14 protein-coding genes are annotated in these 12,890 nt (G+C 54.7%); 3 read left to right on the top strand and 11 right to left on the bottom strand.

Features of this window, described 5'->3' with window-relative positions:
- The first annotated feature begins 238 nt into the window (after positions 1–238).
- On the top strand, positions 239–2,209 hold the full coding sequence (locus ACMZ66_RS04645) for a GNAT family N-acetyltransferase (RefSeq protein WP_416934897.1): 1,971 nt from the start codon (positions 239–241) through the stop codon (positions 2,207–2,209).
- A gap of 40 nt (positions 2,210–2,249) precedes the next feature.
- On the opposite strand, the gene ACMZ66_RS04650 is transcribed toward ACMZ66_RS04645, so the two are convergent.
- The 3 genes from ACMZ66_RS04650 to ACMZ66_RS04660 all read right to left on the bottom strand — a co-directional run bounded on the left by ACMZ66_RS04650 (position 2,250) and on the right by ACMZ66_RS04660 (position 4,341).
- Positions 2,250–3,383, bottom strand: a complete 1,134-nt coding sequence (locus ACMZ66_RS04650; RefSeq protein WP_416934899.1) for a peptidase C39 family protein — start codon at positions 3,381–3,383, stop codon at positions 2,250–2,252.
- Between the two features lie 159 nt (positions 3,384–3,542).
- The gene (locus ACMZ66_RS04655) at positions 3,543–3,956 is read right to left on the bottom strand and encodes a TIGR01244 family sulfur transferase (RefSeq protein ID WP_416934901.1); all 414 of its coding nucleotides are present in this window, start codon (positions 3,954–3,956) and stop codon (positions 3,543–3,545) included.
- Positions 3,957–4,116: 160 nt separating this feature from the next.
- On the bottom strand, positions 4,117–4,341 hold the full coding sequence (locus ACMZ66_RS04660) for a DUF2892 domain-containing protein (protein ID WP_416934903.1): 225 nt from the start codon (positions 4,339–4,341) through the stop codon (positions 4,117–4,119).
- A gap of 199 nt (positions 4,342–4,540) precedes the next feature.
- Between ACMZ66_RS04660 and ACMZ66_RS04665 the strand changes: the two genes are divergently transcribed.
- The gene (locus ACMZ66_RS04665) at positions 4,541–5,266 is read left to right on the top strand and encodes a TenA family protein (RefSeq protein WP_416934905.1); all 726 of its coding nucleotides are present in this window, start codon (positions 4,541–4,543) and stop codon (positions 5,264–5,266) included.
- Entirely contained in the window at positions 5,263–5,745 is a 483-nt protein-coding gene (locus ACMZ66_RS04670; protein ID WP_416934907.1) for a GNAT family N-acetyltransferase, read from the top strand. The genes ACMZ66_RS04665 and ACMZ66_RS04670 overlap by 4 nt, the downstream gene beginning before the upstream one ends.
- A gap of 51 nt (positions 5,746–5,796) precedes the next feature.
- On the opposite strand, the gene ACMZ66_RS04675 is transcribed toward ACMZ66_RS04670, so the two are convergent.
- The 8 genes from ACMZ66_RS04675 to pcaD all read right to left on the bottom strand — a co-directional run bounded on the left by ACMZ66_RS04675 (position 5,797) and on the right by pcaD (position 12,786).
- Entirely contained in the window at positions 5,797–7,134 is a 1,338-nt protein-coding gene (locus tag ACMZ66_RS04675; protein WP_416934909.1) for a 3-carboxy-cis,cis-muconate cycloisomerase, read from the bottom strand.
- Between the two features lie 147 nt (positions 7,135–7,281).
- Positions 7,282–8,487 (bottom strand): 3-oxoadipyl-CoA thiolase, encoded by a 1,206-nt coding sequence (gene pcaF, locus ACMZ66_RS04680; RefSeq protein ID WP_416934911.1) that lies wholly within the window; start codon positions 8,485–8,487, stop codon positions 7,282–7,284.
- A 23-nt stretch (positions 8,488–8,510) separates the two neighbouring features.
- Positions 8,511–9,284: a CoA-transferase subunit beta gene (locus ACMZ66_RS04685; RefSeq protein ID WP_416934913.1), complete on the bottom strand. Its 774-nt coding sequence runs from the start codon at positions 9,282–9,284 to the stop codon at positions 8,511–8,513.
- 14 nt (positions 9,285–9,298) lie between these two features.
- Entirely contained in the window at positions 9,299–10,153 is an 855-nt protein-coding gene (locus ACMZ66_RS04690; RefSeq protein ID WP_416934915.1) for a CoA transferase subunit A, read from the bottom strand.
- A 137-nt stretch (positions 10,154–10,290) separates the two neighbouring features.
- Positions 10,291–10,878, bottom strand: a complete 588-nt coding sequence (gene pcaG / locus ACMZ66_RS04695) for a protocatechuate 3,4-dioxygenase subunit alpha (RefSeq protein ID WP_416934917.1) — start codon at positions 10,876–10,878, stop codon at positions 10,291–10,293.
- Between the two features lie 3 nt (positions 10,879–10,881).
- A complete protein-coding gene (gene pcaH / locus ACMZ66_RS04700) occupies positions 10,882–11,583 on the bottom strand; it encodes a protocatechuate 3,4-dioxygenase subunit beta (RefSeq protein ID WP_416934919.1) in 702 nt (233 codons plus the stop codon).
- A gap of 5 nt (positions 11,584–11,588) precedes the next feature.
- The gene (gene pcaC / locus ACMZ66_RS04705; protein ID WP_008891897.1) at positions 11,589–11,993 is read right to left on the bottom strand and encodes a 4-carboxymuconolactone decarboxylase; all 405 of its coding nucleotides are present in this window, start codon (positions 11,991–11,993) and stop codon (positions 11,589–11,591) included.
- Positions 11,986–12,786, bottom strand: coding sequence for a 3-oxoadipate enol-lactonase (gene pcaD, locus ACMZ66_RS04710; protein ID WP_416934922.1), 801 nt, complete (start codon positions 12,784–12,786; stop codon positions 11,986–11,988). The genes pcaC and pcaD overlap by 8 nt, the downstream gene beginning before the upstream one ends.
- Positions 12,787–12,890 lie beyond the last annotated feature (104 nt).

Raw genomic sequence — 12,890 nt, forward strand, 5'->3', positions numbered from 1 at the left:
TGATTTTGCCCCAATATCATATATGGGGAATAACGCTCTGCAATGGTGACAAGTTTCATAGCAGTTATTTGAAACAGCATATTTTTATTCCCCCCGCAGGTCGAGGGCCAGCTATGTCATGTCCCATGAAAAAATGGCATAGCTATGAACGATAAACGCACTTGTGAGATTTTTGCTTTGAGCGTACCGGAAGTTGAGCGCAAAGTGTGTGCACATCCCACCGAAGGAGGTCCATCCAGTGGCTTCGACCCTGACCAATACCGTCATTATCCGCAGTGCTGTTCGTTCTGATCTTGATGGGCTTTGCAGCCTTGAGACAGACAACTTTCAAAGTGATCTGATCTCACGCGCATCCTTTTCGCGCTTTTTGCGTCAGGCAAGCGCGCGCCTTTTGGTCGCCGATGCGGGGGATGCCGACACGCCGATGATTGTTGGTTATGGCTTGCTGCTTTTGCGCGCCAATACCGTCACGGCACGGATCTATTCACTGGCAATTGCACAAGACTGGCGGGGCAAAGGTCTGGGCACGCAGCTTTTGGCAGGGCTTGAGACCCTTGCGATGGAAGCGGGATGCACACGCATGCGTCTTGAAGTGCGCGTAACCAATGAGACCGCACGCAATCTGTATGAGCGTCACGGCTATCAAAAAATCGCCGACCTTCCGGGCTATTACGAAGACGGCAGTGATGGCATTCGCCTTGAACATGCCCTTTATGTCGGGCAGACCGATGTCACGCCGGCGGTTGCCACCGGTGCACCGCTGATCCTGGTTGATCGTCTCTCTGACAAACGTTTTAACGTGTCGGGCGCACGTGTGATGCGGGTGCGCGATTATCTCGCACTTGATCATGGTGTGCGCAATCGGCGCGTGATCAACCTGTGCCAATCCTATGAATATCTCTCGCGCGGATATTATTGCAGCCTTCTGGCCGCCGCACGTGCCGAACGCGTCATCCCCGAAGCAGACGTTTTGTTGGATCTGAACTGGAAGCGTTTGCAGAAAACCGCGCGTTCGGAACTTAGCCCGCAAATCATGGACGCGCTGGCGAAATCCGGTCATGGCCCGGAACAGGCACCTGATCATATCGATGTCTATTTTGGCCGTACCACGGATAAGCGGTTCCGCCAGATTGCCGAACGCGCCTTTGATCAGTTCCGCTGCCCGATCCTGCGCCTGCATCTGAACAAGCAGGATCGCAAGATATTGCGCGAAATCGAAGCGCCGTCGCTGAGCCAGTTGGATGACAGCAACCTTGCAGAATTCGAGGCGGCCCTTCGCGCTTATTTGCGTGGTCGCGTGCGCAAACAGGGTAACGTCACCCCGCCGACGGCCCTTGTCGCGATCCTGCATGACCCGGATGAAGTTCTGCCACCGTCAGACAAGGAAGCACTGGCCAATTTCGTGCAGGCCGCATCCGATCTTGGGGCAAAGGCCGAACTGATTACCGCAAAGGATTTCCATCACCTTTCGGAATTTGACGCACTTCTGATCCGCGAAACCACTGCCCTTGATCACCACACATATCGCTTTGCCAAGCGCGCGGTGAAGGAAGGCATTCCGGTGATCGATGATCCGGACTCGATGCTGCGTTGTACCAACAAGGTGTATCTTGCCGAATTGCTGCGCACCCATCGTATTCCAGCCCCGAAAAGCGCAATCTTTGATAAGCGCCGAATTGCCGAGATTGGCCAACAATTTAGCTTCCCGTCAGTTTTGAAGGTGCCAGATGGCTGCTTCTCGCGCGGGGTGCGCAAGGTGAAATCACCCGATCACCTCAATGAAGTTGCGACCGAGATGTTCAAGAACTCCGAACTTCTTGTCATTCAGGAATATGTCGAAACCACCTTTGACTGGCGCATTGGTGTTCTGGGCGGCGAAGCGATCTTTGCCAGCCGCTATTTCATGGCGCCCGGTCACTGGCAAATCGTCAAACATGAAGATGACGGCAAAAGCTTTGAAGAAGGTGGCTTTGAAACCCTGCCGGTCGAAGATGCCTCGGCTGATATCGTGTCCACCGCCCTTGCCGCAGCGCGCCTGATGGGCGATGGCCTTTATGGTGTCGATGTAAAGGAAACGCCGCACGGCCCGATGGTGATTGAGGTCAATGACAACCCGAACGTTGATGCGGGTGTTGAGGACGTGGTTCTGGGAATGGACCTTTATCGTCGCATCATTGCCCACTTACTTGGCAAGATCGCGCGCCCGTAAACCGGGAACGACAGGTACACCAAAATGCAAAAGGCCGGGTTTACCCGGCCTTTTTGTTTACGAACACTGCTGCCTGAAGTTTATCACGCCCATAACGCGCCATCAGATCAAACTCATGACGCAAGATCGGCACGGACAAACAATCACTGCCATTAAATGGTTCATGGTCTTCACCGATATCGGGATCGCTGACATAGACAAACCGGTCATCAAAACCCGACACCACCACCCAATGCGGGATTTTATCGCCATAGATACGATACTGGCTGATCAGAACCAGCGCCATTTGCCCCTGCTTGGTGCGTTGTTCGATCTCGGCAACGCCAAACGGCCCGGTGGTGACAGGAATACCGGCATCCTGTGCCTGAAGGGCGAAATCATAATGGACCAGTTCCACGACTTCGCGGTTTTTGGGTTTGCGCACCGTATCAACAAATAACGGGCCATCGCGGCTGCTGAGCACTTCTGCGTCAAAACCACGTTTATGTGCGGCCAAGGCCAAACCAAGCGGCCCGCAGCCACCATGCCCGGACGTCATGAAAATCGTGGTGGCTTCGCGCCACAGGGCAATCTCAAGATTGCGATCCATCGCGACATCCGCATCAAGCGCGTTCATCGCCATCATCAATGCTGCTGGTCCACAGGTGAATGGCAGCGTCTGGTGATAAAAATGAATGGGCGACGGCAGAACCATTGCGTTTGGCACAAGTTCACGTTCCATGCGAAGCGCATCGGAATGGTCCGGATAATAATCGGGATAAAGGGCGAATTCCCGGTAACCGGCCGACGCAAACAGATCAATTGCCGTCTGATTCTTCTGACTGACTTCAAGGCGCAGGATCGGCGCACCGAAATCAAGACTGAGTTCCTCGGCACGCGCGATCAGGGCACGACCAATCCCCTGCCCGCGCATTTCCGGTGCAACCGCCAACGAATACAATCTGGCCAATGCGACGTTGCGACGGAAAATCACCAATGCGTAACCGACAATCGTATCGCCATTCGCGGCTACCGACAGGCGCGCGGTTTCGCTGCCGACAAAGCGCTTGAAGGCGCGTCGGTTCAGTCGATCGATATCGAAGGACTGGTTTTCGATTTCACACAGCGCGTCAATGTCGCTGGCTTGTGCCAATCGAAAGTTAATTTCGGGAAGTTCACGCGTTTTAAGAGTCATACCTGCATCACACGACAAAACGATGCCAGAAGGTCAAAATTGATCTGGCATCCTGCGGATATATCGTCACGAAACGCGAAAAAGGAATAGTGCAATTTATGCGATGCAGTCTGACATTTTTGCACAGATCCGCATCGCATCACACTGATGTCAAACGCGTTATCCGCGTGCGGCCAGCCTTGGCAAAAGCGGCGACATGTCATAACCGGCATCCGAGGCCGATTTCAAAATATCCTGAACCGGAACTGCACCAGCACTAGCCAAAGACCAAAGGATGGTGCAACGCGTGCCACTGCGGCAATAAGCAAAGATCGGCTTTGGCGCATCGGCAAGTGTGGCAGCGAACGTATCGGCATCCGCATCGGAAACATTGCCACTGGCAACCGGCTGGAAGATCGCCTTCAAGCCAAATTCCTCTGCCTTGGCAGATACTTCGGCAAAGGACGGCTGACCGGGATCTTCATTATCCGGACGGTTACAAATGATGGTTTTGTATCCGGCATTGGCGATCTCTTCGATCGCTTCAAGCGGCAATTGCGGAGATACGGTAATGTCGTCGCTCAGGCGTTTCATTCGTTTTGTTCCGTTATTCGTTGCCGGTTACATCGCCCGTCTTGAGCGTTGCGTACTTTACACAGCATGCATGTAACGGATGCCACTATATCGCGGGCTTGGCAACAGCTCGAACAGAAAATTATACCTGTTCTGACAATATGATCCCCACCAAAGCGCCCTATTTGGACAGCGGACAGGTCCGCAAGCCAAACAGCATATAAAGCGGGCAAAAACGCAAGGCGGCAGTAGTGATCATGATCGCACCCGCAGCCAGCATGACCCAGCCGTATGCGCCAAATGCCATGCCGCCATCTTCGGGCGTAGCCAGAACGAATGGCAGTGCAAGCAACACCACACCGGCACAGGCCCGCAAAAGGCGATCAACGGTTCCAACATTCACCATGGTTTTCTCCTTGTGAAAGAGCAGCAAACAGAATTATTTTATAACATTATAATTTACCGCTTCACATTGATCCGCATCAATCAGATGGTGGATTTTTGACAATCTTCGACCGCCCCTACTTCCTGACTTGCCCGATTTTGGCGGTCATGTAACAAGATGAAAAAACGGCAAAATCATAAAGACGAACTGGAAACGTGCAGTGACGATCGATACGAACAAATCCGTACCGGACTTCCCGGCTTGGCAACAAGGCACCGCATCCGGCGGCTTTTCTGATTGGCTTCGCGCGTGCTGTGCGGATGAATGGCATGGCGTTACCCATCATCCCTTTACCGATGCATGGGGGAATGCTGCCCTGCCAAAGGCAAATCTTGAAAATTACCTTATTCAGGATCACCGGTTTATCGATCGCTTCGTGGCCCTTCTGGCTGCTGCTGTTTCACGCGCGCCAAGCTTGAAGGATCGCATTCCGGGTTGTCAGTTTCTCGCCCTCGTCACAGGTGAAGAAAACACCTATTTCGAACGGTCCTTTGCCGCCCTTGGCGTAACAGATGATGCACGCGAAAATCAGCCCGATTGGCAGGCGACCACTGACTTCAAAAAATTGATGAAGGATGCAACCAACACCAACAGCTATGCCAACATGCTTGCGGTTCTGGCGGTTGCCGAGGGCACCTATCTTGGTTGGGCAGATCGGGTGAATAAGGCAACTGCCAAACGTCCGGATGATTTCTGGTATGCCGAATGGATTGATCTTCATGTCGGCGACTATTTCGAAAGCGTCGTTGGATATCTCAATACCCAGCTTGATAAAATCGGGCCGGGCTTGTCTGATGCCGAACGCGCCGAATGCCTGTCTTATTTCAAGCACGCGACTGATCTGGAACGTCAGTTCTTTGACACCGCTTGGGGTCCACAGGAATGATCACTATCCGCCCATTTCAGGACAGCGACGCTGACGCGCTGGTCGAGATTTACAAACACGCGGTCGCGGAACTTGGCCCAAAGGCCTATAGCCCCGAACAGATCGCCGTCTGGGCCAATTTGCTGCCCAGTGCAAAACGCTTTGCCGAGATCATGAATGATGGCCGCGTCGCCCTTGTCGCGGTTGATGCCAATGACCGCGTTGTTGCCTTTACCGATGTCGAGGCCGACGGTCATATCGGTTTTCTGTATGCCCTGCCCGATGTTGCGGGCAAAGGGGTCGCCAAAACGCTTTACGAAGCCCTTGAAGCCAAGGCGCGTGAAAAAGATATCGGCAAGCTTTATTCCGAAGCCAGCGAGCTTGCGAAATCCTTCTTGCTCAAGCACGGATTTAGCGTCGTTGAACGCCGTGATTTCGAAGTCGCCGGTGTGCCGATCCACAATTATGCGGTTGAAAAACGATTGCGCACACCGCGCTGACCAGATCATTACCCAAAAACAAAAAAGGCTGCCATCTGGCAGCCTTTTGTCTTAATCGCGCAAACCGCGTTTGGCCGTTGCCAGCACGCGGTCGATATAAACATCCGCCTGCCCGACATAATTGGCCGGATTGCGCACATGCGCCCAATCAACGGGTGTATCGGTCAATTTTGGCAATTCATCAAATAGGTTCGACGCATTTGCCGCCGAAGCCGCAATCGCCTCTTTGACAAGCTTGTCAGCCGCGTCACGCCCCAGATGATCCGCCAGTGCGAATGTCGCAGCCTCGGCCAACATCGCGCCACGCGACAGATCAAGGTTCGCCGCCATCCGATCGGTATTGATCTTAAGATCGGGGATCATATCCACCGCTTGGGCCAATGCGGTGCCCGCCGCCATAATGATCTGCGGCAGGGTCAACCATTCCAGAAGCCAGCTTGATCCGCAGCGTTCATGATCATGGAGTTGTGACTGGCTAAATACGCCCAATTGGCCCGCATTGAAGCGTGCCAGTGTCACCAGCATTTCGGCCTGAACCGGGTTGGATTTATGCGGCATGGTCGATGATCCACCGCCCTTGCCCGGCTGAACTTCTGCGATTTCTGACTGCGCCAAAAGCACCAAATCCTGCCCCATCTTGCCAAGTGCACCGGTGAGTGCGGTCAGTTGGCTGGCAAAATCGACCAGAACGTCGCGCTGCGCATGCCACGGCATATCCGATAGCGGCAGTTCAAGTTCTTCGGCCAGGTTGCTTTCAACCTCACCCGCCTTGGCCCCGATGGAGGCAAGCGTTCCTGCCGCCCCCCCAAAGGAAACGCGCAGCAATTCTGATGACAGGCTATCAATCCGGCGATCAATCCGAACAAGTGGTGCAAGCCATCCCGCAGCTTTCAGACCAAAGGTGGTCGGCACGGCTTGCTGGGATCGGGTGCGTCCGATCATCACCGTATTGCGATGGGTATCTGCATGTTTTGACAATGCCTTGGCAAGCTTGCGAATGCGACGACGAATGATGCCAATCGCGTCACGCAGCCGCAGAACAAGGCCGGTATCAACCACGTCCTGACTGGTTGCACCAAAATGCGCAAACCGGGCATCATCGCCGCCAATTTCGGCCTTAAGCGACTTGACCAATGCCGGTACCGGCACACCGGAACTGGCAGTGCCCGCCGCAAGTGTCGCGGGATCAGGGCGAAAATCGCGGCAGACTTCGGCAATACGGGTGGCACTTTGTTCGGGGATCACGCCTGCGCGCGCCTCGGCCGCGGCAAGGGCGGATTTAAACAGCAGCATGGAGGCAATCTGCGCGCTGTCATCAAACAGGGCGGCAATTTCCGCATCGGAAAACAGATCACCCAACAGGGCCGAGTCAAAAGGCGAAATCGTCATCAGGCTTAATCCACCATGCCAAACAGGTGTGAAATCAGATTATGAGTGTCGCGCTGGTATGTTGATTGGTCAACAGCGCAAAAAGAAGCCCCTGTCCGTTAACACGCTACAGGGGCTTGCTTTTAAAGATCAAACAGTCTGACGGGATCAGACAGCTTCAAGCGCAATCGCGATGCCCTGGCCAACACCAATACACATGGTTGCCAGTGCACGCTTGCCGCCGGCGCGTTTCAGCTGAAGAGCTGCCGTACCGGTGATACGTGCACCCGACATACCCAGCGGATGGCCAAGTGCAATCGCACCACCATTCGGGTTCACACGTGCGTCGTCATCAGCAATGCCAAGATCACGAAGTGTTGCCAGCCCCTGGGATGCAAAGGCTTCGTTCAGCTCAATCACGTCAAGCTGCTCGGTCGACCAACCCAGACGTGCCAGAAGCTTTTTCGATGCCGGTGCCGGACCAAAGCCCATGATGCGCGGTGCAACACCTGCGGTCGCACCACCAACAACGCGTGCAATCGGGTTCAGGCCATATTTCTTGACCGCTGCTTCGGACGCGATGATCAGTGCGGCGGCACCATCATTCACACCCGATGCGTTACCTGCCGTGACCGAACCGCCTTCGCGGAACGGGGTCGGCAGCTTGGCAAGGGTTTCAGCCGTCGTACCCGCCCGCGGATGTTCGTCCTTGGACACAACAATCGGATCGCCTTTGCGCTGGGGAATGGTCACCGGGGTGATTTCCTGTGCAAGGGTTCCGTTTTCCTGTGCCGCAACAGCCTTGTCCTGCGAACGGGCCGCAAAGATGTCCTGGTCTGCACGGGAAATGTTGAAGTCTTCGGCAACGTTTTCGCCGGTTTCCGGCATGGAATCCACGCCGTACTGTTTCTTCATGATCGGATTGATGAAGCGCCAGCCAATGGTGGTGTCATAGATTTCCGCATTGCGCGAAAATGCCGAAGATGCCTTTGGCATCACGAACGGCGCACGTGACATGCTTTCAACACCGCCTGCAATCATCAGTTCCGCCTCGCCCGATTTGATCGCGCGGGCCGCCATAATGATCGCATCCATACCAGAACCGCAAAGACGGTTTACCGTGGTGCCAGTGACAGCTTCTGGAAGTCCTGCCAGCAAAGATGCCATACGGGCCACGTTACGGTTATCTTCGCCTGCCTGGTTGGCACAGCCAAAGATGATGTCGTCGACAGCTTCAAAATCCAGATCCGGATTACGATCGACGAGTGCCTTGAGCGGGACAGCACCAAGATCGTCGGCACGTACCTGCGACAGGCTGCCACCAAAGCGGCCAATCGGGGTACGGATGTAATCGCAAATATATGCGTCAGCCATTTCTAAGATCCTTTTATATGCTCTTACTGCTGGTCCCCATGGGCCTTGGCGGTACGAGCATGCAGTTCACGAAGAACCTGCAATTCTTTCTCGGACGGGATCGCAGTTTCCGCGACTTCGTCGGCAAACTCAACAACCCAACCGGTATTTTCGATGATTTCTTCGCGGGTTACGCCCGGATGGATCGAGGTCACGATGAAATGCTTGTTAACCGGATGCGGTTCCATGATGCAAAGATCAGTGATCAGACGCGACGGGCCTTTGGTATCCACACCATAGGATGCGCGGTCATCACCGCCCTTGCCGTGACCAAGGGACGTCACGAAATCGATCTTTTCAACAAAGCCACGTTTGCTTTGCTTCATCACCAGGAACACTTCGCCACAGCTGGTTGCGATTTCCGGCGCACCACCGCCGCCCGGAAGACGGACTTTGGGGTTGTCGTAATCACCAATCACGGTGGTGTTGATATTGCCAAACTTATCAAGCTGGGCCGCACCAAGGAAACCGACCGAGATTTTGCCACCCTGAAGCCAGTAGCGGAACATTTCCGGGACAGCCACAGTGTTCACTGCCGTTTCGCAAAGCTCGCCATCACCGATCGACAGCGGAAGGACATCGGGCTTGGTGCCAATGGTGCCGCTTTCATAAATCAAGGTGATGTCAGGTGCATGGGTCAGACGTGCAAGGTTGCACGCAGCCGAAGGCATACCGATACCAACAAAGCACACATCGTCATTTTTAAGCGCGCGTGCGGCGGATACCGTCATCATTTCAGTCGGGGTATATTCAACCATGATCTTTTCTCCGCTTAGCCTTTGTTTGCTTCACGCTTGGCCGCGAAATCTTCGGGACCGCCATTCATGACATGTTCTTCGATCCAAGCCTGGAACGCTTCGCGATCACGCGCAATCGGATCCCATGCCTTATAAAACGCGTTGTCGCGCTTATAATATCCTTGGGCGTAGGACGGATGCGCCCCACCCGGCACTTCAACAATCGCGGTCACCGCCCAGTTCGGCAGCATCACGGCATTGGGCGAAATATCACCGAAGTCATCAACGATCTCTTCGACCGTGATAATGGATTTCTTCGCGGCAAGAACGGCTTCTTTCTGGACACCGACAATGCCTTCAAACAGGACGTCGCCCTTTTTGTTGGCTTTCTGAGCATGCACCACGGTGACATCTGGGCGGATCGCCGGAACAGCCGCCAGGCTTTCACCAGTGAACGGGCATTCGATGAACTTGATGTTCGGGTTCACACGCGGCAGTTCCGCCCCGCGATAGCCCTTAAACACCGCACATGGCAGGCCAGCCGCACCCGCGTCATAGGCATTGGCCATGGCGGCATGGCTGTGTTCTTCGATCTCAAGCTTGTGCGGCCAGTGTTCCTGAACCGCTTCGCGCAGACGGTGTAACGAGCCAACACCGGGGTTCCCGCCCCAGGAAAAGATCAGCTTCTTGGCACAACCGGCCCCGATCAACTGATCATAGATCATATCCGGGGTCATGCGGACCAATGTCAGGTTCTTGATGCCCTGACGGATAATCTCGTGCCCTGCGGCGTGCGGAATCAGATGGGTAAAACCTTCCATCGAAATGGTGTCGCCATCCTTAACGCAGGATGCGACTGCTTCTTTAAGCGACATGAAACGTGCAACCACGGCAAAACTCCTGTGGCATCAATCCAAAACATTAGAAACGCGGGGCAATTGCCCCGGTAGTGCAGGAAATTCAGGTCGATGGCTGCGACCGCCGGCTTTCCCCAAAGCAGCGGACGCAGCCATCGGGCCAGATCGACTTACACGTCGAAGAACACGGTTTCCGCGTCCCCCTGCATGTGAATATCGATCCGGTATTCAATCCCCGTCGGGGTTTCGACACGCTTGGCAATCAGGGTGTCGCGACGATCCGCTGGCACCGACTGCAAAACAGGATCCTTGGCATTCAGATCCGCCTCATCGTCGAAATAAAAACGGGTAAAGGCGTGAACCAGCATGCCGCGCATAAAGACGATGACATTGACAAACGGCGCACCGGCGTCGGCAACAACACCCGGCTTTATCGTATCAAACCAGAAGCGGTTCTTTGCATCCGTGCCCGTACCGCAACGGCCAAGGCCCCGGAAACCGGTGCTGGCAACATCAACCGGATTTTCGGTGTAATTGCCATCTGCGTCGGCCTGCCAGATTTCGATCATGGCGTCATTGACCGGATTGCCGTCGCCATCAAAGACAGTGCCGGTGATGCGAATATGCTCACCCTTGGCATCCGGGCCGGCAACGGTCGGATCGGCGATGTCGGTAAAGTCGTATGCATACTGGCCTGCGGTCAAGCCATAGGCGAAATACGGACCAACCGTCTGTGAGGGGGTTTCACCATAAGCCATGACTTAATTCTCCATCGGGGTGCCGTTGCGTCCACGCAGGACAATGTCGAACTGATAACCAAGGGCGAAGCCTTCCTCGGTCTTATCGATCGAGAATTTGGCAATCAGGCGTTCACGGGCCACTGCGTCCTCAGTCCCAAGGAAAATCGGATCGAGATCAAGCAGCGGATCACCCGGGAAATACATCTGGGTCACAAGACGGGTGGCAAAGCCCGGCCCAAACAACGAAATGTGGATATGGTTCGGACGCCACGCATTGAAGTGGTTGCCCCACGGATAAGCACCCGGCTTGATGGTATAGAATTTGTAATTACCCTGATCATCGGTAAAGCAACGACCCGACCCGCGGAAGTTCGGGTCCAGCGGCGCATCATGCTGATCAACCTTGTGCACATAACGGCCTGCTGCGTTCGCCTGCCAGATTTCAACAAGGATGTTTGGCTGCGGGCGGCCATCGGTATCCATCACTCGACCATGCACCACAATGCGTTCGCCAAGCGGCTCGCCATTCACAACACCGTTTTTGGTCAGATCGAAATCCATTTCACGCACGCTTGCCGGGGCAAAGCGCGGACCGGTGCCCTCGGTCAGGCCGGACTTGATGGCAAGCGGCGCCTGGGTTGGGCCGCGCAGGATGGTCGATTTATATCCGGGTGCGATATAGGGGGCGTGGGAGCCCCAGTCACGCGGTTTGAAGGTGGACATGAGGCTTACTCTCCCTTGGGTGACGCGTCTGATGCCGCGTCGATCTCGGCATAGGTTTGTTTGGCAATGCGAAAGGCCGTATTGGCGGCGGGAACGCCTGCATAAACCGCAACATGCATCAGGGTTTCACGGATATCGTCGCGCGTTGCCCCGGTGTTCAAGGTCGCCCGGATGTGCATGGCGAGTTCTTCTTCGTGACCAAGCCCCGCAAGCAGCGCGATGGTCACGATGGAGCGTTCACGCTTGGTGAACGCGTCGCTTGTCCAGACACCGTTCCAGACATTCTCGGTGATATAGCGCTGAAAACCTTCGTCGATTTCCGTAATTTTTTGGGTGGCGCGATCCACATGTGCATCACCCAGAACGGAACGGCGGGTTTTCATGCCAACGTCATACCGGCTCTCAGACAAGGTTCTTCTCCTTGGTAAATCGGTCGATCAACCGGGTCAGCAATTCCGGGGTTTCAATGCATGGCAGATGCCCGACCCCGTCAATCAATTCGAATTCGGCATTGGGGATCATTGATGCCATGGCGCGCACCACATCGGGTGGCGTGGCGAGGTCTTCCGATCCACAGATACATAATGTCGGCACAGCAATCTTTCCCGCCGCATCGCGCAGATCACCATCGCGCAGCGCAATGCAGGTGCCGATATAACCAGCCGCGGTGGTCCGAACGAGCATGTCGCGATACATCGCGGTTTCTACAGCACGTTCCTTGCGGAAGGTCGGCGACAACCAGCGTTCCATGATCGCATCACCGAGAACTTCGATACCATCGGCCTTGATCGCCTCAATCCGGCTGTTCCAGCCGTCATAATCGCCAAGTTTCGGTGCGGTATCACACAGGATCAGACCGCGAACGCGTGCCGGCATCAGTTCGGTAACCTTCTGTGCAATCAGACCACCTACCGACAGACCACAAATGATCACGTCATTCAGGCCAAGGTAATCAAGAAGACCAATCAGATCATTGGCATGCAGCGCCACGTCATAGGGCGCATCACCAATACCCGAAAGTCCATGACCGCGTTTGTCATAGGTAACAATGTTAAAGCGTTCAGACAGAACACCAACCACGTCATCCCAGATACGCAGATCGGTTCCCAAGGAATTTGCAAAGACCAGTACCGGGCCGTTTTTCGGGCCGGATTGGCGATAATGAATATGTGTCCCGTTGATCGGGGCGACTTGCAGACTCATGTCATTTCCACCCTGCTTATTTGCGCACACATTCGCAGATGGTTTTGGTTATGTAAAATGAGGAATTGCGTAATTTGCATAACTATATAATTATGCATTGAGCA

This window comes from Thalassospira sp. (assembly GCF_048059015.1).
GTDB lineage: Bacteria > Pseudomonadota > Alphaproteobacteria > Rhodospirillales > Thalassospiraceae > Thalassospira.

Coding starts and splice junctions, on each gene's coding strand:
- ACMZ66_RS04650 (WP_416934899.1), bottom strand. CDS start 3,383: ATGACTCTTAAAACGCGTGAACTTCCCGAAATTAACTTTCGATTGGCA.
- ACMZ66_RS04655 (WP_416934901.1), bottom strand. CDS start 3,956: ATGAAACGCCTGAGCGACGACATTACCGTATCTCCGCAATTGCCGCTT.
- ACMZ66_RS04660 (WP_416934903.1), bottom strand. CDS start 4,341: ATGGTGAATGTTGGAACCGTTGATCGCCTTTTGCGGGCCTGTGCCGGT.
- ACMZ66_RS04670 (WP_416934907.1), top strand. CDS start 5,263: ATGATCACTATCCGCCCATTTCAGGACAGCGACGCTGACGCGCTGGTC.
- ACMZ66_RS04675 (WP_416934909.1), bottom strand. CDS start 7,134: ATGACGATTTCGCCTTTTGACTCGGCCCTGTTGGGTGATCTGTTTTCC.
- pcaF (WP_416934911.1), bottom strand. CDS start 8,487: ATGGCTGACGCATATATTTGCGATTACATCCGTACCCCGATTGGCCGC.
- ACMZ66_RS04685 (WP_416934913.1), bottom strand. CDS start 9,284: ATGGTTGAATATACCCCGACTGAAATGATGACGGTATCCGCCGCACGC.
- pcaG (WP_416934917.1), bottom strand. CDS start 10,878: ATGGCTTATGGTGAAACCCCCTCACAGACGGTTGGTCCGTATTTCGCC.
- pcaH (WP_416934919.1), bottom strand. CDS start 11,583: ATGTCCACCTTCAAACCGCGTGACTGGGGCTCCCACGCCCCCTATATC.
- pcaD (WP_416934922.1), bottom strand. CDS start 12,786: ATGAGTCTGCAAGTCGCCCCGATCAACGGGACACATATTCATTATCGC.